Annotated in this window: 17 protein-coding genes; 6 read left to right on the forward strand and 11 right to left on the reverse strand. The window is 53.3% G+C overall.

Annotated features, from left to right (window positions below; genetic code table 11):
* Positions 1–3 precede the first annotated feature (3 nt).
* On the reverse strand, positions 4–1,611 hold the full coding sequence (locus tag LJ739_RS01775) for a serine hydrolase (protein ID WP_229156882.1): 1,608 nt from the start codon (positions 1,609–1,611) through the stop codon (positions 4–6).
* A gap of 342 nt (positions 1,612–1,953) precedes the next feature.
* A complete protein-coding gene (locus LJ739_RS01780) occupies positions 1,954–2,193 on the reverse strand; it encodes a hypothetical protein (RefSeq protein ID WP_229156883.1) in 240 nt (79 codons plus the stop codon).
* A 217-nt stretch (positions 2,194–2,410) separates the two neighbouring features.
* Here LJ739_RS01780 and tadA point away from each other — a divergent pair, with 217 nt between their 5' ends.
* On the forward strand, positions 2,411–2,896 hold the full coding sequence (gene tadA, locus LJ739_RS01785; protein ID WP_229156884.1) for a tRNA adenosine(34) deaminase TadA: 486 nt from the start codon (positions 2,411–2,413) through the stop codon (positions 2,894–2,896).
* Here tadA and LJ739_RS01790 read toward each other — a convergent pair.
* Both LJ739_RS01790 and mltF read right to left on the reverse strand, forming a co-directional pair.
* Positions 2,893–3,045 carry a hypothetical protein gene (locus tag LJ739_RS01790; protein ID WP_229156885.1) on the reverse strand — a complete coding sequence of 51 codons (153 nt, stop codon included), beginning with the start codon at positions 3,043–3,045 and terminating at the stop codon, positions 2,893–2,895. The genes tadA and LJ739_RS01790 overlap by 4 nt on opposite strands.
* 155 nt (positions 3,046–3,200) lie before the next feature.
* Positions 3,201–4,637, reverse strand: coding sequence for a membrane-bound lytic murein transglycosylase MltF (gene mltF / locus LJ739_RS01795; protein WP_407646724.1), 1,437 nt, complete (start codon positions 4,635–4,637; stop codon positions 3,201–3,203).
* A 192-nt stretch (positions 4,638–4,829) separates the two neighbouring features.
* Between mltF and purL the strand changes: the two genes are divergently transcribed.
* A complete protein-coding gene (purL, locus tag LJ739_RS01800; RefSeq protein WP_229156887.1) occupies positions 4,830–8,723 on the forward strand; it encodes a phosphoribosylformylglycinamidine synthase in 3,894 nt (1,297 codons plus the stop codon).
* Positions 8,724–9,053: 330 nt separating this feature from the next.
* Positions 9,054–9,197: a hypothetical protein gene (locus LJ739_RS01805; RefSeq protein ID WP_229156888.1), complete on the forward strand. Its 144-nt coding sequence runs from the start codon at positions 9,054–9,056 to the stop codon at positions 9,195–9,197.
* Positions 9,198–9,238: 41 nt separating this feature from the next.
* On the opposite strand, the gene smrA is transcribed toward LJ739_RS01805, so the two are convergent.
* On the reverse strand, positions 9,239–9,823 hold the full coding sequence (gene smrA, locus LJ739_RS01810) for a DNA endonuclease SmrA (protein WP_229156889.1): 585 nt from the start codon (positions 9,821–9,823) through the stop codon (positions 9,239–9,241).
* Positions 9,824–10,013: 190 nt separating this feature from the next.
* Between smrA and LJ739_RS01815 the strand changes: the two genes are divergently transcribed.
* Positions 10,014–11,924: a M1 family metallopeptidase gene (locus tag LJ739_RS01815; RefSeq protein ID WP_229156890.1), complete on the forward strand. Its 1,911-nt coding sequence runs from the start codon at positions 10,014–10,016 to the stop codon at positions 11,922–11,924.
* Positions 11,925–11,971: 47 nt separating this feature from the next.
* Here the strand turns inward: LJ739_RS01815 and LJ739_RS01820 are convergent, their stop codons facing one another.
* The 5 genes from LJ739_RS01820 to LJ739_RS01840 form a co-directional block, all read right to left on the reverse strand.
* The gene (locus tag LJ739_RS01820) at positions 11,972–13,300 is read right to left on the reverse strand and encodes an ATP-binding protein (RefSeq protein ID WP_229156891.1); all 1,329 of its coding nucleotides are present in this window, start codon (positions 13,298–13,300) and stop codon (positions 11,972–11,974) included.
* Between the two features lie 18 nt (positions 13,301–13,318).
* A complete protein-coding gene (locus tag LJ739_RS01825; RefSeq protein WP_229156892.1) occupies positions 13,319–14,029 on the reverse strand; it encodes a response regulator in 711 nt (236 codons plus the stop codon).
* Positions 14,030–14,086: 57 nt separating this feature from the next.
* Positions 14,087–14,794 carry a porin gene (locus LJ739_RS01830; protein WP_229156893.1) on the reverse strand — a complete coding sequence of 236 codons (708 nt, stop codon included), beginning with the start codon at positions 14,792–14,794 and terminating at the stop codon, positions 14,087–14,089.
* Positions 14,795–14,913: 119 nt separating this feature from the next.
* Positions 14,914–15,336 (reverse strand): DUF3019 domain-containing protein, encoded by a 423-nt coding sequence (locus tag LJ739_RS01835; protein ID WP_229156894.1) that lies wholly within the window; start codon positions 15,334–15,336, stop codon positions 14,914–14,916.
* The gene (locus LJ739_RS01840; RefSeq protein WP_229156895.1) at positions 15,324–16,154 is read right to left on the reverse strand and encodes a MipA/OmpV family protein; all 831 of its coding nucleotides are present in this window, start codon (positions 16,152–16,154) and stop codon (positions 15,324–15,326) included. Before LJ739_RS01840 ends, LJ739_RS01835 begins: the two co-directional genes overlap by 13 nt.
* A 245-nt stretch (positions 16,155–16,399) precedes the next feature.
* Here LJ739_RS01840 and LJ739_RS01845 point away from each other — a divergent pair, with 245 nt between their 5' ends.
* Both LJ739_RS01845 and LJ739_RS01850 read left to right on the forward strand, forming a co-directional pair.
* The gene (locus LJ739_RS01845; protein WP_229156896.1) at positions 16,400–17,386 is read left to right on the forward strand and encodes an FHA domain-containing protein; all 987 of its coding nucleotides are present in this window, start codon (positions 16,400–16,402) and stop codon (positions 17,384–17,386) included.
* Positions 17,379–19,901, forward strand: coding sequence for a serine/threonine-protein kinase (locus LJ739_RS01850; protein WP_267494128.1), 2,523 nt, complete (start codon positions 17,379–17,381; stop codon positions 19,899–19,901). The genes LJ739_RS01845 and LJ739_RS01850 overlap by 8 nt, the downstream gene beginning before the upstream one ends.
* Here LJ739_RS01850 and LJ739_RS01855 read toward each other — a convergent pair.
* Positions 19,898–20,344, reverse strand: coding sequence for a hypothetical protein (locus LJ739_RS01855; protein ID WP_229156898.1), 447 nt, complete (start codon positions 20,342–20,344; stop codon positions 19,898–19,900). The genes LJ739_RS01850 and LJ739_RS01855 overlap by 4 nt on opposite strands.
* Positions 20,345–20,427 lie beyond the last annotated feature (83 nt).

A 20,427-nucleotide genomic window follows, 5' to 3' on the forward strand; every position in this document is an offset into this window, starting at 1 on the left:
ATGTCATCTTAATGGGGCCGATTCATCTTTTTCGATACAGAGTAATATACAGAAATAATCGAAAAACGTGTTGTTTTGTGCAGCGATAAAGCGGATTGGTTTTGGATAGTCAAAAGGCAACAGCACCGATTTGATTCGCTGCCCATCATCCACTTCAAACGTCAGCGTTTCTCCTTCAAAGAAGCCAAAGCGATAGGTATTTTTACTCACAAAGGTATGATCATGTTGATGAATAAACTGCTCCTGAACGCTGCCGTAACTGACAGTTAGCACATCATCTTGTGCGGCAATGCTCACTTCTCCATAGCCATCATGAAAATAACTGCCGGCATAATCGGTCAGTGGCATCAGCAATGTCTCGTTGTTTTGCTCGTCAGCCTTGGTTTGCATCTCACTGTTGTGGATATTTTGTGCTTGTTGTTGTGGCTCCGGGGGTTCCAGATAATTGCTGGGGGCGTTGCCTAGTATGATGTCTGACACTTCCAGGGCAATCAGGTGTGGCAGCATGGTCGCGTTTTTATTCGACAATACGACGATCCCTACACCGTCATCAGGATAGGTAAATACAGCCGCACTAAAACCATCGATGTTGCCGCCGTGTTGGACTTGATAGTGCCCTTGGTAATGACTGATAAACCAACCCAAACCATAGCTCATTGGTGAACGATGCGCGCCTGCTATATAACCTCTGACCGGCGTATGTGGGGATTGTATTTGTGCCAGTGTCGTCGGCGCGATCATTGGTTCACCGTGATAAGTGCCTTGGTTTAAAAGCAGTGACAGCCATTGAGTCATGTCATTTACACTGGAGTTAATTGCGCCAGCCGGTCTCATTACACCGTTCATATTGCCACTGTAGGGTAGGCGTGATAACTCGCCGTCCTTTTCAATATAGGGTTTTGCGTGAGCAGCTGATTTTTGCATTTGCTGATAACTGGTTGTGGTGTTATTCATGCTCAGCTTAGAAAGTATGCGTTTTTCTATCAGTGTATCCCAGCTTTCACCAGACGCTTTTTCTGCCAGGTGGCCGGCAAGTGCGTACATCAAATTATTGTAGATAAACCCCTGGCGCAGGGATTGTTGTGACTCCAAATGCGCAAATGCGGCAAGCAGTTCATCAATGGTCAAGGATTCATTGGCCAGCCAAATCAGTTCGTGACGCGCCAAACCGGTGCGGTGACTCAGAATATCGATTAGGGTTGCTGTGTCCCTAATCTGGGGATTTTGGAAAGTTAGTTCAGGAAGGTATTGCTTGATTGGCGTTTGCCAATCAAGCTTGCCTTCGTCGACCAGTGTTCCCAACACGAAGCTGGTAAAAGCTTTGGTCGAAGATCCTATAGAAAATTGTGTATCTGGAGTGACCGGTGTGCCTTTTTTTAAATCGCTGACACCATAGCCTTTCGCTTTAACCACCTTCCCATTTGCAACGACGGCGAGCGCTAAACCGGGGACATTGAAATCCTGCATGGATTTCTCAATTTTTGTATCTAGCGCTGTCAATTTATCGTTATAGACTGACTCAATAGGGTGTCCTTGGGCTATCGCCTGAGACGTGACTAGAAAAACTAACCCAAAGATGCTGCTGGTGACACTCAAATTAACCTTTTTCATAAATAAACCCTCAAACAATTTCGCCGCTATTTTTACGCAACGAAAACCGCGATAGGGGGAATTTATGACGAATGGTATGAATCCTGTTTAGGCGGCAGAATACACGGATGAATGGGACACACGGCAACGCGTGACGAAGAAAAAGCCATTTCCCCAAACCCTGTGTTTGGGCTTTCGGATCTGTGATGAGATTGTCAGGAAAGATAGAAACGCCTCACCTGTTATCAACAACGTCATTTTAATGGCTTCTCCACAGTGGGGCGAGTAATGGGGTGTTAATTCGGGGGATTGAGGCGGCGACTAAAAAAGGCGCCGTACGGCGCCTTTTTTTTGATTTCGTGATTAAGCAGCACTGTCTCGCTTGAGGTTTTCAAACTCGCGCTTCAGATCGTATTTTTCGTCAGTAACGATTTTTTCCAACGTGGCAATGCGCTCTTTGCACTGCAGTACTTCCTGCTGCAGCGCAGCAATGTCCTGATCATCTTTCTTATTGCGCTTCTTGCCTTTGGGTCCGTTGATCAACTCAACAACAGCCCAACAAATGATGGCAACAATGGCGACTGAAAAAGGCCCGATAGTCATGATTCCCTCACTGTGTGGTTCGTATTCAAAGTCTATGTGACAACAGAACACAAAGCAATTTTGTTTCCATGTTTAAAAAGTTCTTTTAAAACATATAGATACATTTTTCACCGATTTGGCGAAGGTGTTAAAGTTGGTGATATTCACCAATTATTTAGGGTTTCTCGCCAACCGTTATGTCGTACAATACCACGGTAGTCGACATAACGAGGTAGGCATGCAAGCCAACGATGAACAGTGGATGGCCCACGCGCTGCGCCTGGCCGACAAAGCCTGGCAGGAAGGTGAAGTGCCGGTCGGCGCGGTTTTGGTGCGCGACGGTGAAGTCATCGGTGAGGGATGGAATCGCTCCATCGGCAACCATGATCCGTCCGCGCATGCGGAAATGATGGCGATCCGTGCAGCCGGTCAGAAACTGTCAAACTATCGACTGGTTGATACGACCTTGTACGTTACCCTAGAGCCTTGCCCAATGTGTGCAGGATTATTGGTGCACAGTCGTATTGCCCGACTGGTGTTTGGGGCGGATGATCCGAAAACCGGTGCTGCAGGCAGTGTCATGGATATCGTCAACGATGAACGCCTGAACCATCAGGTGGCGGTAACCCGGGGGGTATTGGGTGAACAGTGCGGGGCGAAATTATCGGATTTTTTTAAATGGCGCCGTCAGCAGCAGAAAGCCGCTAAGCGGGAAGGTACTTAGCAGGCTTCTGCCATGTCGTCGAACATTTCCTGTTGTTGGAATTGCTGGCGACGGGACATGACTTTCTGATGCAGTCGTTTGAGTAGCAATCGGCGGCGATTATTCATTGACGCCCGCGTCTTGCTGGTCATTACATTGCGTTTACGCATGTGATGTCTCCTTTTGTTAATAACAATCCTCCTGAACCATTTAGAGCACTGACGCGCAGATTAAGTTCAAAGAAGCACGTTTTTTGCGGATACTAAACCGCACATATGACAATTCTATGACATAGGTAGTGTCGGTCAGGCCAATTTCAAGGGGGCTAATCCGTTTGCTGGGTGTTATCCGAGGGCGGCGTGAGCTCGTCGAGCAGGGCAGGATCTTGCGAATCTAACCAGACCAGCGTGTCATAATAACGCCGAATGTTGTCCACATAAATGACTGCTTCGTCACCCCGGGCATAGCCATAGCGGGTGGTTTTATAGAAGCGCTTCTGGCGCAGTTGGGGTAAACGTTTTTTGACGTCAACCCACAGGTCTGGGTTGCCACCCTGGCGCTCTGTCAGCACCCGGGCATCTTCGAGGTGTCCCAGGCCGACGTTGTACGCGGCCATCGCGAACCAGGTGCGATCCGGTTCTGGGATACGGGCCGGGATGCGGGTCAGTAACTGGCGGAAATAGTTGGCGCCGCCCTGTATGCTTTGCTCTGCATCCAAACGGGAACGGATCCCCATGTCTCTGGCGGTCGCCAATGTGAGCATCATCATGCCTCGAACACCGGTAGGCGATTTGGCCCGGGGATCCCAGTGGCTTTCCTGATAGCTCATGGCCGCCAGCAGTCGCCAGTCGAGGTCACCGGCATATTGTACAAACAGGTTTTTATAGGTCGGTAGCGTGGTCTGAGCGGCTTTGATGAACGCCCGTGTATCGACATAATTGAACTGGCGCACATGGCCAAAATACTTGTCTTCCAGTGCTGCCAGCCGACCGTCATTCTGGATCAGACCAAAATACTCAATCAATGCTGCCAACAATGCATCGTCGCGCTTTTTGTTCAGCGCCCAGGCGATGCCCTGAGCCTCATGCACGGTAAACCCGATACTCAGATCCGGATGGCGTCGACGCAACACCGCCAGAATATTGGAGTCCGCAATGGTGTAATCAAGTTCGCCATCCACCACCAGTTGCAGCAATTCTTCGGCATCTTTTTCATCGGTTTCCTGCCAGTTCATGGTCGCGCCTGCGTCTCTGAGTGTGCGCAAGGTTTCGGCATGGCTGCTGCCTGCCACGACGCTCAATGAACCGGTCAGATCGTCGGTACTGCGGGGCCGTTCATTGCCTTGTTTGAAAACCAGCTTCTGGCTGACGGCCTGATAGGCAGGGCCAAAATTAAACTGGCTCTGGCGCTGTTCGGTGGCAGTAATGCCGGCGGCAATGAGGTCGAGGTGGTTGCGTTCAAGCTGGGGGAACAAATCAGACAGGTTGTAAAACGGCATCACTTCCAACCGCACACCCAGATATTCGGCAAACCCGGCCGCCAGTTCATATTCGAACCCTTCAGGGCCGGAGGCACCGTTGTAATAGGTGGTCAATCCGTAGTTTGTGCCGACCCGCAAGACGCCCGCATCCAGCACGTCCTGTAGACTGTTTGAGCGCTGCGGGCCTTCACAGGCGCACACAGACAATCCCAGCAATATAGCGGCTATCCAACGGAACGGTTTGATCACACCAGCATCTACGGTTAAACAACAAACCCGCATTGTGAACAAAAAGCGCCCCGACTTCCAGTCCTGATTAGTGGCCCGACCCCGTAAGAAAAGTTGTTTTTTCGCCCACCTTCGGCTTATCAACGGGCTGATTTTCCTCTATAATCCGCGCCTTCAAACTTCCCGAAACCGTGTGCCTTCCGGTCAGTCCGTCGGAAGTCACAACAACCAGTGGTGATGACCGATATGCTAGTCCTTCGTGGTGCCCCGGCGCTGTCTGATTTCCGACGTCAGAAACTGTTGGCACAATGTGCCTCCCAACAATTACCCGTCACCGATGTGTACGCCGAATATGTGCACTTTGTTCAGGTCAGCAGTGATCTGAGCGAGGACCAGCAACAGGTGCTGGATAAACTGCTGACCTATGGCCCGAAAGCCCAAAGTCATTCCCCTGACGGTGAGTTGTGTCTGGTAGTGCCGCGTCCGGGTACCATTAGCCCCTGGTCTTCAAAAGCAACGGACATTGCCCACAACTGCGCATTGAACAACATTAAACGTATCGAGCGTGGCTGTGCTTACTACCTGAGTGTGTCAGCGCCGTTGAGTGCCCAGCAGCAGCGTCAGGTGTACGGACTGTTGCACGATCGTATGACCGAATCTGTGTTGCAGCAGTTGCAACAGGCACAGGTGCTGTTCGTCGAAGAGGCGCCTCGAAGTCTGACATCCGTTGATATCCTGGCCGGGGGTAGGGAAGCCCTGGCCAAAGCGAATGTCAGCCTTGGTCTGGCGTTGGCAGATGACGAGATTGATTACCTGGTCGAGAATTTCCAGCGTTTGGGACGTAACCCGAACGATATCGAACTGTACATGTTCGCACAGGCAAACTCAGAGCATTGCCGACATAAGATTTTTAATGCCGACTGGACCATCGATGGCCAGCAGCAGGCCAAATCGCTGTTCAAAATGATCAAAAACACCTATGAGCAGCATCCAGAACACGTGCATTCCGCCTATGCCGACAATGCCGCGGTCATGGAAGGTTGGGAAGCCGGGCGCTTTTTCCCCGATCCCATCACCAACCAATATCATTACCATCATGAAGGTATCGACATTCTGATGAAGGTCGAAACCCACAACCACCCCACCGCAATTTCGCCGTTTCCGGGCGCAGCCACCGGCTCTGGTGGTGAAATCCGTGATGAAGGTGCAACGGGTCGCGGCTCCAAACCCAAAGCCGGCTTGGTTGGCTTCAGTGTGTCGAACCTGCGTATCCCTGGTTTTGAACAGCCCTGGGAAATTGATTATGGCAAACCGGAACGGATTGTCACCGCGTACGACATTATGATGGATGGCCCATTGGGCGGAGCGGCGTTCAACAACGAGTTCGGACGCCCGAATATCCTCGGTTATTTCCGTACTTACGAACAACAGGTGAACAGCTTTAATGGTGTTGAAGTACGCGGCTATCACAAGCCAATCATGATTGCTGGTGGCCTTGGGAATATCCGCAAGCAACATACCCAGAAAGGTGAAATCACGGTCGGAGCTAAGCTGATCGTGCTGGGTGGTCCGGCAATGAATATCGGTCTAGGCGGTGGTGCTGCATCATCGATGGCCTCCGGCCAGTCCCATGAAGATCTGGATTTTGCGTCGGTGCAGCGTGACAACCCGGAAATGGAGCGTCGCTGCCAGGAAGTCATCGATAAGTGCTGGCAATTGGGAGAGCACAACCCGATTCAGTTTATCCACGATGTGGGCGCCGGCGGCCTGTCCAACGCATTCCCTGAGTTGGTCAGTGACGGCGGTCGGGGCGGTCGCTTTGAGCTGCGCAATGTGCCAAATGATGAACCGGGCATGGCGCCGCTGGAAATTTGGTGTAATGAATCTCAGGAACGATACGTCATGTCTGTGGCGCCTGAAAATCTGGAGCGTTTTGCCAAAATTTGTGAACGCGAGCGGGCACCGTTCGCGGTGATCGGTGAAGCCATTGAAGAACAACATCTGACCCTCAGTGACCGTCAGTTTGATAACCTGCCCATCGATATGCCACTGGATGTGTTGTTGGGTAAGCCGCCCAAAATGCACCGTGATGTTGCTTCAGCCCAGTCTAAGGGTGAAGCACTGGACTTGTCGGTGATGACCGTGGAAGAAGCCGTTGAGCGGGTATTGCGCTTACCCACAGTGGCGGAGAAAACCTTCCTGATCACCATCGGTGACCGCTCAGTAACCGGTCTGGTCAGTCGTGATCAGATGGTGGGTCCTTGGCAGATCCCGGTCGCCGATGTCGCGGTGACCGCCAGTGCCTTTGACACTTACCACGGTGAAGCCATGTCGATGGGCGAGCGCACACCGGTGGCGTTGCTGAACTACGGCGCTTCTGCGCGTTTGGCGGTGGGTGAAGCCCTGACCAACATTGCGGCAGCGGACATTGGCGATCTGAAGCGGATCAAGTTGTCTGCCAACTGGATGGCGGCGGCAGGCCACCCCGGTGAAGATGCCGGGCTGTACGAAGCGGTTAAGGCGGTGGGTGAAGAATTGTGCCCTGCACTGGGTCTGACTATTCCGGTCGGTAAAGACTCCATGTCGATGAAAACCCAGTGGCAGGAAGGGAATGAACAAAAATCGGTGACCTCACCCTTGTCACTGGTCATTTCTGCGTTTGGTGCGGTGCGTGACATCCGTAAAACCCTGACCCCGCAATTGCGCACCGATGCCGGCGATACAGCCCTGATGCTGATTGATTTGGGCGCCGGTAAAAATCGTCTGGGCGCGTCCTGCCTGGCGCAGGTGTATCAACAATTGGGGCAGTCGGTGCCGGATGTGGACAGTCCTGAATTGTTGAAAGGTTTCTTTGAGGCGATTCAGCAACTGCTGGCTGATAGCAAGTTGCTGGCCTATCACGACCGCTCTGACGGCGGATTGTTTACTACCCTGGCCGAAATGGCGTTTGCCGGTCATTGCGGTATTTCCGTGCAGCTGGATAGCCTGGCCGGAGATGATCTGGCGGTGCTGTTCAACGAAGAGTTGGGTGCTGTTATCCAGGTCCGTCAGGATGACATCAACGCTGTGCAGGAGTGTCTGCAACAACACGGTCTGGCGAGCGTAAGCCATGTGATTGGTAGCGTGAACGACAACGATACTATCAGCATCCAACGGGGCAATGGCGTTGTGCTGGAGCAGTCTCGTACAGCATTGCGTAAAGCCTGGGCGGAGACCACCTACCACATGCAGAGTCAACGGGATAATCCTGATTGCGCCCGTGAAGAGTTCGATAGCAAAGCCGATGCCGCTGATCCGGGTTTGCATGCGCATCTGACCTTCGATCTGAACGAAGATGTTGCGGCCCCTTATATCGCCACCGGTGCACGGCCTCAGGTCGCCATCCTGCGTGAGCAGGGGGTAAACTCTCACGTAGAAATGGCGGCAGCATTTGACCGTGCCGGGTTTGAAGCGGTGGATGTTCACATGAGTGACATTCTTTCCGGTCGTCAGCAACTGGAGGCGTTCCAGGCGCTGGTAGCCTGCGGTGGTTTCTCTTACGGTGACGTATTGGGTGCCGGTGAAGGCTGGGCCAAATCGATTTTGTTTAATGGGCGTGCCCGTGAACAGTTCGCGCGCTTCTTTAGCAATCCGAACACCCTGTCTCTGGGGGTTTGTAACGGCTGCCAAATGCTGTCGAACCTTAAAGACGTGATCCCTGGCACTGAGCACTGGCCTCACTTTGTGACCAACCGCTCAGAACGGTTTGAAGCCCGGGTGGCAATGCTGGAGGTGATGCAATCACCGTCGGCGTTCTTTGCAGGTATGGAAGGCTCGAGAATTCCCATCGCCGTATCTCACGGTGAAGGTCGTGCCGAGTTTGCCACCCAGGACGGCGCTCAACGGGCCTTTGAGCAGGGTAACGTTGCTTTGCGTTATGTGGACAACTATGGTCAGCCGACCATGACCTATCCTGCCAACCCGAACGGCTCTCCACTCGGGATCACCGGGTTAACCAGTGACGATGGCCGTGTCACCATTATGATGCCGCACCCGGAGCGGGTATTCCGCACGGTGGCGAACTCCTGGCGCCCTGATGAGTGGCAGGAAGATGGTCCGTGGATGCGAATGTTCCGCAATGCACGGCGCACCTTAGGCTAAGCGAGATCGCTTTTTCAGCCATGCCGGGAATTTTTTCCGGCTTGGCCGGTCTATATCTTTACAGTGACTGTTTGCACCTCTGTGACCGTCACTGTTGTAGCTTTCCTAAGAGCATGAGGCTCACTTTTTAGATGCCCAACCCCTGGGCATCTTTTTTATCTCGTGTTAAAAGATTGATTTTCTTGACCTTCCCCCTTGTTAAATTAAAAAACACTGGCTATTATTTCATCGCAGCTTGACTTCTGCGGGTTCTTTTGCATGTTGTAAAATGACACCGCAGTAGACGTATCAACGCAGAAAAACCAACGATAATAACAATAAGAGAAGCTTATGAATCGCTCATCAAAAGGGTTTGGACTGGCCGGTGTGCTGGCCACCGTGGTATTTCTGGTGGTGACCGCTGTAATGAGCGCCTCTGCTAAGTCAGAGCCCGTTTCAGTAACGCCGGTACACGATACATCTGCTGCCGAATAGGCGCAGTGAAACCAAATAAAAAAATAGGGAGCTCAGGCTCCCTATTTTTGTTTGTGTCGTTCGCGGTTGGTTTGTTTTTCCTCAGCACTTTTTTGTAGCAGCACATAGACTGCGCCGTTGCCACCGTGGAAGGGCTGGGCGGAGTGAAACGCCAGCACCTGTGGTAATGATTGCAGCCATTGGTTGACGTGGCTTTTCAACAGTCCGGGAAACGGTTCACTATCAGGTTGTTTGCCGTGTTTTATCAACACCGTGCGGTGGTTGTTTTGCTGCGCCTGCCGCAAGCCGAAAAACAGTTTATCTCGGGCCCGTTCGACACTCAGGCCCTGTACATTGAGACGATGATCGACACTGTATTTTCCCAGCCGCAGGTTTTTATACACCCCTTCCTGAACCCCGGGTTTTTTAAACCCGATCGGATCATTGGGTGCCACCGGCGCCGGTAATTCTGCACTCAGCGGGTTTACCAGCACATGGGTTTCCCGTTCAACCGCAGCACGTCGTAACTGTTGTGCCAGACTCGGACTTTTTGCTGCGCTGCTGATATGGGTATCCTGCTTAAGGGGTTTGACGTCTTGCATCCACTCGGCAAAGTCGTCCTGAGGGCCTTGCTCGTCGTTCCACATACCATCCTCTCGCATCGTTGCATCAGCCTAGGAATGCTTATAGTGTCGGCAACACCTTTTTTCAATGCTTGTCGATCACCGAATGCGCTTTTCCAGTTCCGGGCAATGGGACCTGACAGGGGGTAGCTGACATTTTCACGCTTCGGGGATTGTGCCATAATCGTCGCGCGAACAAACGACAGGATAAACAATGAAAACAACAACAACGCTTTTGGCGCTGTGTCTGGTCGGCGGATTGAGCGCCTGCAGCAAAGCGCCTGAACCTACTGAGACACTGTCTGCACCACAGGCTGACACCACCGCGGCAGCACCGGCAGAAGAAACTGCCATTGCGCCGGGTCAGGACTATCATTCCTATGCCAATCCTGATGTTATGCGGGTTAAACACCTGAGCCTTGATTTAACCGCGGATTTTGAACAGCACGTATTGCATGGTTCAGCTACCCTTGATTTTGAACGTGTTGACGGTGGCAGTGATACATTGGTGCTGGACACCCGCGAGCTGGACATCGACAACGTCACTGCCAATGGCGAACCGCTGACTTTCACGCTGGCAGAGCCCGATCCTAACCTGGGGGCCGCGTTGACCATTGATGTGCCTGAGGGCGTTAATCAGGTGACCGTGCACTACAGTACCTCTCCCCAGGCCAGTGGTGTGCAGTGGCTGACGCCACAGCAGACCGCCGGTAAGCAGCATCCGTTCTTGTTTACCCAGGCACAGGCTATCCATGCCCGTAGTTTCATTCCTTTGCAGGATTCACCGCAGGTCAGGGTGACCTATGATGCGGTCATCCGTACACCGCAGGAATTGCTCGCTGTGATGAGCGCGGCAAATGATCCAGAGGCTGCCCGTGACGGCGAGTATGAATTTTCCATGCCCCAGCCAATCCCTTCTTACCTGATTGCGCTGGCCATTGGAGATTTGCAGTTCAAGGCCATGGGTGAGCGCACCGGCGTGTATGCCGAAGCGTCTTTACTGGATGCCGCCGCCAAAGAGTTTGAAGACACGGAAGCAATGCTGGAAGCCACCGAGCAACGCTTTGGCCCGTATAGCTGGGATCGCTACGACTTGCTGATCCTGCCGCCCAGCTTCCCGTTTGGCGGAATGGAAAACCCACGCCTGTCATTCATTACCCCCACGGTGATTGCCGGTGATAAGTCACTGGTGTCATTGATTGCCCACGAACTGGCCCATTCCTGGTCGGGCAACACAGTGACCAATGCAACCTGGCGTGATTTGTGGCTGAACGAAGGCTTTACCACTTATCTGACCTATCGCATCATGGAAATCATCTACGGCACTGACCGTTTCAATATGGAAGCGGTATTGGGGTACCAGGACCTGGAAGCCGACATCGAGGCGTTGCCGGATAATGACGAAATTCTTGCGATTGATTTGCGCGGTCGTGACCCGGATGCCGTGTTCTCGAACATACCGTATGAGAAAGGTGCATTGTTCCTAAGAGAGCTCGAATACACCGTTGGTCGCGAAGCCTTTGATGCGTTTTTGGTGGATTACTTCGAAAAATTCGCTTTCCAGAGCATCACCACGGACGCCTTTATTGAGTATCTGAAAAACACCTTGGTGAAAGACCACGGGGATAAACTGGATATGCAGCGTATTGAGCAGTGGATCTTCGCCCCGGGTATTCCTGAGGGTGCACCAGAGCCACAATCCAATGCCTTTACGGTGGTGGATGAGGCGCGCAGTCAATGGTTGGCTGGTGAGTTGGCTGCCAAAGACATTGCAACTGACAAGTGGACCGTACACCAGTGGCTGTATTTCCTCAATAACATGCCGGAAATCCTGTCTGATGCCCAATTGAAGGCGCTGGACGAAGCCTTTGGTCTGACTGACAGTAAGAATAACGAGATCGCCCACAGTTGGTTGCTGATCAGCATCAACAACTGGTATGAGCCGGCGTTTCCACGTTTACATGACTACCTGGTACACATCGGGCGTAACAAACTGGTGAAGCCATTGTATCGGGCGCTGTCCGAAACGGAAGAAGGAAAGGTGATGGCGCAAAAAGCCTTTGCTGAAGCCAAACCGGGCTACCATCCCCTGACCGTCAAAGCCAATGAAGGTTTTGTGCAATAAAGGGTCGATGTTTCGATTCAAAAACGCGCCTCGTTGGCGCGTTTTTTTTATCCCAGGTGGTGCAGCTGGGGTAAATGGATGACGAAGGATGCACCACCTAACTCGGCAGATTCGATTTCGACGCTACCGTGGTGCAATTCGACAAAGCGTTGCACGATGGCAAGTCCCAGACCGATGCCCCCAGAGGTGCGGTCACGGCTGGTATCAAGGCGCACAAAGGGATCAAACAGCTGTTGCCGATCCGCTTCGGGAACACCAGGGCCATCGTCATCAATTCGGATCTCAACCTTGTCGCTCTGCAACGAAGCCGACACACAGATGTGCTGTCTTGCATACCGCACCGCATTGCGCAGCAGGTTGTCAATCACCCGGGTCAATGCATCACGGTCTGCGTTGACACGTAAATTGGTATTACGGACATCCAGCGTCAGGGTCAAATGGCCATGGGTCATGCGGAAGTTATCCAGTGTGGCAGCCAGCAGCGGGGCCAGTTCCAGAGGCTGGATGGTCAGCTGTGGCTCCTCGCGGTCAAAACGTGCATAGGCTAGCAGTTCGTCGATTAGATCGTCCAGTTCCTCAATATTGCTGTCCATGGTGTCGAGATAGTGCTGATGTTGTTTGGGATCATCAGCATCCCGGGCCATTTCAAGTGCAAACCGGATCCGGGCCACAGGGGTACGCAACTCATGAGAAACCGCATGGGACAATTCCTTGTGGGATTTTATCAGACGCTGAATGCGCCGTGCCATGGCATTGAAGCGTTGTGCCAGAGGCTGCAACGGGGCCGGCACACCGAGGCTGGCGCGGGCCTGAAAATCCCCTTTGCCGAATGCTTCAGTGCTGCGGGTCAGACTGACCAGCCCTCGCGATAGCGGCCAGGCCCAGATGAACACTGCCAGCGCCAGACCGGCCAGGAACAGGCTGCTGAACAGTGCATCCGAAGAGGTTGATACCCCTGAATCAATCGGTCCTAACACCATCACTTCGTTGCCTTCACTCATACGCTGTAAGAACCAGCTGCTGCCCGCATCATCGTCGTACAGGGCCAACAGTCCGCCCCGTTCCAGGTAAGTGCGTTGCTGCGCCGTCAATGACAGGGGGGGCGCAGAAAACCGCGTATCGACCTGTTGCATGGTAAGCAACGCCAGCGGATAGCCAAACGATGCAGCTGCGGCGCTGAGGTAGTCTTTGCGCTGGGATTGTGGATAGCGCAACAATTCACGGTTGAGCAAAAACAGGGTGCCCTTGTGAACATCGCTGTCTGTCAATGCATCGGCTTGCTGCAGGTGTTGATCGTAGATGCGGTCAATGCTCCAACCAAGACCAACGATAGTAATGGCGACCAGCAGGTACAGACGCAGGAATAAGTGGTTCATGGTGTTAATTCAGGTAACTCATTGCCAGGCGGTGCTGACAAAAAGGTACCCTTTCTTCCATACGGTTTTGATTTTATGCGGTTTATTGGCGTCGTCGCCAAGCTTCTTGCGTAACCGAGAAACCAGCATATCGACGGTTCGGTCCATGCCATCATAGCCGAACCCGCGCAAATGGTTGAGCAGATCATCGCGGCTGAGCACGGTGTCCGCATGTTGCGCAAATTGGGTCAGCAGGGTGAATTCATTGGTGGTCAGTGGCAACTCATGCTCACCCAGGTGAACGGTTTGATGGGTCGGGTTGATCAGTAATTGGCCAAAACGCATTTCTGCCGGCAGGGCGTTTGACGGTGTATTGTTGGTACTGCGTCGTAGCAGCGCGGTGATGCGTGCTAACAACAGGCGAGGCTGCACCGGTTTACAGATATAATCGTCGGCGCCGACCTCCAGACCAACGATGTGATCAATATCGTCACTGCGGGCAGTGAGCATGATGATCGGGATGTCGGACTGCAATCGTAGTTCACGGCATATGTCGACGCCATTTTTGCCCGGCAGCATAATATCGAGCAACACCACATCCGGCTGAGCGGCCAGTATACGCTCTACCGCCCGGTCACCCCGCGCTTCCCAGGAAACCCGAAAGTGTTGCTGCGACAGGTATTCTGACACCAGGTTTGCCAGAGCCTGATCATCCTCGACCAGAAAAACATGATGGAGCCGCTCGTTCATTATCCTTATGTATCCATAATTGGGCGCAGCCCTGTGTCCAGACGGCTGCGCACGGTCTTAAAAACGGTAGGTGGCGTAGATCCCCAGATTGCGGCGATACGCATTATCCGCGTCATACCCATTCTCAACGGCATCAAAATCACTGTAGGAAAATGCCAGACCTAAATCCCATTGACGATTCAGGTTGTAGTTTACCCCCAGTGTGTAGCGATTGGCATGGTTTTGACTGAATCCATGCAAATCCCGGTATGAGTAGTCCGCAAAAGCCGTAAGGTCATTGCCCAATGCCTTCTCTGCGCCGACACTGAAGCGCCACTCGTGTTTATTGGCCAGATGCTGCTCATTCCAGTACACATAGCCGCCGGAAAAAGTGACCGCGAAATCATCGGAAAACACGTATTTACCGGTGACATCAGCGCCATAACCGAGGGCGTCACCGTTGCCGTCAGACTCCAGATAGCCTCGCAGGCCTGCGCCGATGGCCAACTCCAGTCCCGCAGCGGTATCGCTGCCGCGGGATAGCATGCGGTAGCGGATGCCGCCCAGTCCCAGGGTCAGATCATCGGTGATCCCGTAGGCAGCATTCAGGCCAAGCTGGCCACCGTTATCGTCTTCACTGTCGCCATAGCCTATCGAGGCTCCCAGCACCACTTCACCGTCTTTCAGGGTCAGTGGACGCAATACCGGATTGGCCGGGCTGAGTTGAGCTGCCAGTGTGCTTGAAGACATTAGTACCATTGTTAATACCGTAAGCGTTTTTTTCATGATTCATTCTCCTTGTAACCACGCTAATCAGTGGTGGCCATTGTGGAGCAATGAACTGTCTCAATCTTTTGCGTTTGCGTGTAAATCTGTCAGCACACTGTCAAAATGTGTCACAACGCTCAGAACATCCGCCACAGCCGATGCCGACGACGGGCACGCAGCCGTTGTTCAACCGCACCAATCACCCTGATTGTCGAGGTGGCGAGTATGTGGACACTGTCTTTGCGACGCAGCTCAAAATGACGATCCTCACCCGCGACAAAGGGCAGATGGAAGGTCCCGGTCCAGGCGTCTGACCAGCAGGCCATCGGGATCTGTGAGCCACTTTCCCACAGACAATAGGCTCCCTGCGTCGGCGCTTCCCAGATGAATGCGGCGTTGATGTCACAACTGACCTGATCCTGGGCCAACTCACAGGTTCCCGGGCTGGCGATCAGGCTGGCAACCCGCGGTGGCATCGGCTGCTGCTGAGCATTTACAGGTGCTGTCAGGCATAAACTGAGGCCCAGCAGTGCGGGGCGCAATCCCTTCAGAATGACCACAGTACCCCCATACCGACGCGGAACGTATCATTGCGATCCCCAACAATGGGACTGTCGGCGATACCGTCGCTGAAAAAGGCGTAACCGGCGAAGCCAATCAACGACCAATCTTCGCCCAGCGGCCGCTCGGCATACAGTCGGGCTGAACCAATCCAGGCGGTGGAACCGGTGTAAACCGGACGGGTTAGTGTGGCTTCATGGGGGCGTACACCATAATAGAAATCCACCGCGTCCGATGATACGACGGTGATCCCTAACGACGGCATCCAGAGCGCATGACGAGTATAATACTGACGCGCCAGCTCTGCGCTGAACAGGCCGCCTCCGTGGCGACCCAGGGCATCGTGCAGCAGCCGGACCCGAAGGTCCATTTTGCCGATGGTGGTCAGGTATTCCACACCCACTTCCAGTGACGCGTTGCGTGCATCCAGTCCATCCAGCACCTGGGTGTCATATTGTTCTTCCGCATCGATGGTTGAAAACCAGGATTCGGCGATCAGATTGACCTGTTGCTTGTTGTCGGCATGAACCACATAGCCGAGGGTCAGAGGATGTTGGCTGAGGGGCGATGATTCGATAAAAAAATCATCCACATACACGCCGCCTGACAACAAAAGGGAAAGGGCTAACTGGCGATCGTTGCGATACATCCCTTCAATCAGAGTTTGTCCATAGGAAAGCGCCAGACCGATGTCCAATTGCCACTCAATATCGTCTGGAATGTAGCGTTTCGGTTCATTCGCCTTGGCCCCTGACGATTGAAATAGAAGTGTACCGATCAGTAACGTGATATGTAGAAATGAACAACCCTTTGCCATTGTTATGCCCTTGATGCTTCCTCCCTTGTTGTCAGGGATGGGTCCTTGCGCCAGCATTGTAGACAACCGGCGAGGAAAAAGAAGGACTTCCCGCCAATTGCTACACTTTTTTACATTTTCTATGAGTGTGAGAGGCAGGCGAAAAGGTCAGTAAATTACCGCCAAGGTAGGGTGTATATTTGGACAAGGCAAAAAAAGCCACCTACTATGAAGGTTCGTTTTGGACAAAACTGTACCCATAAATCATGGCAACTTTCACGGATCAGGATGGGTATGCGTTACCAATAGCGCCCCACCATGTGTTTGGACGGCTAGCAGGTGTTGTTGACAGTGCGATTGACGCGCCTGAAATCTCGAGGATTCACGCGGTTGTATACTGGGAAGACAATGGCTGGTGGTTACGGGACGAAAGTCGCAATGGCAGCTGGCTGAACGGTCGTCGTGTTGTATCTTCGCAACCGGTACCGTTGCAGAAGGGGGATGCAATACAATTTGCCGGTCTGAGCACACCCTTGCTTACGTTATCTGATGTGTCACCACCGGCGACCTTCCTGTGTCGCTATGTGCCCCATCGCTGCGTGTGTGATGAGGTTATCCCGTTACATGCCCATCAGCTACTGCCTTCGGAACAGGATGCGGAAATCGCGGTGTACATTGCTAAACAGCAATGGTGCCTCGAACCCCTCGACAGTCACAACCCCATACGGCTGCTCAACGACAAAGCCTGGATTCGGTTCAAGGGGCAACGCTGGCAACTGCGAATGGGGGAGGTCCCCAAAGAAACCGTCCCCTTGCTGCCGGCGTTGAACAGTTGGCAGGATGTTCATTTTGTTTTCCATGTCAGTCAGGATGAGGAAGAAGTCCAGCTGACATGCACCGACGGACAATCGGGACAGATTGATTTGGCGATTCGCAGCCATCACTACCTGTGTCTGCTGCTGGCCCGACAACGTATTGTTGATCGCTGCTCGGGGGTGTCGGATATCAATCAGGGATGGTTATACGTCGATCGTCTGGCCCGTAGCCTTGGGATCACGGAAAGTCACCTGAATATCCAGATATACCGTGCCCGCAGTCAGTTCAGCGAACACTATGCCCTGACCCCTGATGGCCCGGCGTTGATTGAGCGTGTACCGGGTAAAGTGCGCTGGGGCTGCCCGGACAATGTCATCATCAAAGGGGGACAGACCGAATACGATGGTGTAGAGACGTCCATTCAGCATCATGCCTGAAGCACCGCAATTTTCATCTTTTCAACCTCATACGTTGCCTGGCTATACACTTGAAAGCTGCATAGGACAGGGAGCAATGGGGATCGTTTACCGTGCCCGAGATGAACGTTTACAGCGCACGGTGGCGATCAAGTTTTTGACCGACTCAGCGCCTGACATTCTGGCGCTCAGAGAAGCCAGGGCGCTTGCACGCATTTCTCACCCCAATGTCGTGCCCATTTATGACATTATTGAACACGAGCGCGGTGTGGCGCTGGTGATGGCATATTTTGACGCCAGGCCGTTGTCAGCGATACGCCACTCGGCCAACGGGTCGGTCGAAGCGAGGGTGGATATCCTGTCGCAAATTGCCGCGGGGATAGACGCAATTCATGCCGCCGGGTTGGTGCATGCCGACATTAAGCCTGCCAACGTGCTGGTCGCCGATGATGGTCAGGTCAAAGTGATTGATTTGGGTATTGCCTGCAAACACTCAGTGGGGGAGGCTGACGGTGTGCAACAACCCGTCTACGCCACTGAGGCCTATTGCGCGCCCGAAAAACGTCGTTCGGGTGAGGACTCGGTGGCGACCGATATCTATGCCTTTGGTTTGCTGGGAATTGAGCTACTGACCGGTACATTGCCCTCGTCCTCCACTGCATCATTGAACTGGCAACGTCAAACCGCACAGTCACTGCCGTCATCGCTGGTGGCGTTGTTGAGCCAGTGTATTGCCACCAAAGCCCGGCTCCGGCCTGACAGTATGGCCGGCGTCGCTGACGTGTTGGCAGCGGTGAAATCTGAGTTGGTTTCTGCGCGTATCGGCGAACAACCAACCCGACCGCTGACGCCGGCTGATGCCTCGCTGTCCGCTACCTTGTGGCGAAGGGGCAATCTGGTGCTGGGGATGGTGGCAGCCCTGCTGCTAACTTCTTCGATGGGTGACCCTGAAGCCGGTGAGATCCGGCGCGTTGTCATAGTGTCGCCGACCATGGCTGACGGTGGGGCCGTGGGGGAGCAACATGCCATGGTGCTGGCCAGTATCGATCATACCTTGCGCTATTGGGTTGAGCAGCAGCCAGAAATGCAATTGGTCGCAGCAGCACAGACCCGGGCGTTGCCGTTAAGGGGAGATGTCATTGCTGCTGCAACCCAGGCCAGCGACATTGTGCTGCCTTTTGTCTCCTGTGGGGCTGGTCAGTGTGAGGTCATCGTGGAGCGTCTCACCGGTCCAGACTGGACTGTAACGTCCTCACAGCGATGGACGCTACCCTTTGGCAGTGCTGCGATGATGACCAGTGTAGTACGTAGCCATATTGCTGACGTGATGGGTATACGTGCGCGAGCGCAGGCTGCAATCGATGTGAATGAGGACAGTTACGGAGCGTTCCTGGCGTTGTACTACCGTATCCAATTGCAAGGAGAACAAACGCCTGAGGTACTGCAGGCATTACTTCAATTGCTCGACAAACAACGTCACCTGTACCCGGCCTACGGGTTATTGCGCCAGACAGTCATCAATGTGTATCAGGACAGCGGCGAATCCCATTATCTGGACCTTGCCGAATCGACGCTGCGGGATGCGCCCTACGAATACCGACAAGGCTCGGCGTTTTTTGTGGATATGTTCTGGCTTGCCCTCAACCGGGGCGACATGACGCGTGCCGGGAAAGCGATCGGGCAGGCACAAACCCGTGGTCTGGACAATGTCGAGGCCCATGACTTGCAGGCTGCATTGTACCTTGAACAAGGGCAGTATCCGCGCGCGCTGGAGCACTATCAGCTGGCTCAGTCATTGCGTTTCAGCGCCCGGCGTTTGTATAGCATGGCGTTGTGTCACTGGTATTTGGGCAACGTCAATAAAGGTCAGCTTGCGCTGGAGCAGTTGCGCACTTTCATGCCACAGGACCATGCAGCGAATCAGCTGTTGGGGGCGCTTTACCTGTATTCCGGTCAGGTTGAGCAGGCTGTCGAGATGCTGTCGCTGGTGGTGGCACAGCATCCGCAAAGCCTGGACTACAACAACCTTGCGCTGGCGTACATGCTGCAAGGGGATTTTGAACAGGCCCGCAGCCAGGCGCAGTTAGCCGTTGAGCAGTCACCGCAAAATCCGACTTGGTGGTTAAACCTTGCAGACACACATCGCACCTTGGGTGCCTGGGAAAGCGCCTTTGTCGGTTATCGTCGGGTGTTGGCGTTGATTGGCGAAGCTCACTCTGCCGATGACTGGTTGTTGGTAGCTCAGGCCAGACTGCACCTTAACCAGACCGGAGGGGCGTTGCATGCGCTGCGCCAGGCGTTCAAGCGCGCACCGGACAATGGTGAAGTGGCCTATATTGCTGCTTTGATTTACACCGCATTGGGCGAATATCAGTCGGCCATGCTGCATGTGGATCTTGCCCTGCAGGCTGATATCGGGCCGGTGTGGTTTCGCTTGCCGTGGTTTGCGCCGTTGTGCACAACGGCGCAGTTTCGTGAAGCGCTATCTATCAGTCTGAGCGAATGCCAACGACTGGATATCGCCAGCGCCCGTTAACCCTGATTGCCTTTGATGCCGATTTTCGGATCCTGTGAGTAATACTGGGTATAGCCAGACTCTGAGGGCGTTGCATCAGTGCACACCAATTGGAAATTAAATGCCTGATAGTGCTCAGATGCGTGCAACAGGTTTAAGGTTACCGTCAGTTGATTGCGGGCGTTGTTGATGTGCACATTGTATGTGACGGGCGCTCGGATCTTATCCAGCATGGTGGCGTTAAAGGCATACACAAAGGCTTTGCTGGACAAATTAAACACCAATTGTGCGGTCTGAAAATGGTCGAAATCAATGTCGAACGGAAACGGGTCATCGCTTTCCATGCCAGCGTCCGGCGAAGTGCCTTTATAGCGGAACGCCCACGCATCGTGAGGGTGAGGGACAACATCGAAATAAAACACGTGTTCTGTCAGTTGGCGGTCGGATTTGGAGAGCGTTGTCATGAGCACGTCCTTGTGTGAATAGAAGATGAAGGCTTAAATATTTGCCTTATCATAACTCTAGCAGGCTTTATTATTTCTGCCAG

It is taken from the genome of Fluctibacter halophilus, from assembly GCF_020687825.1.
Taxonomy (GTDB): Bacteria; Pseudomonadota; Gammaproteobacteria; order Enterobacterales; family Alteromonadaceae; genus Fluctibacter; species Fluctibacter halophilus.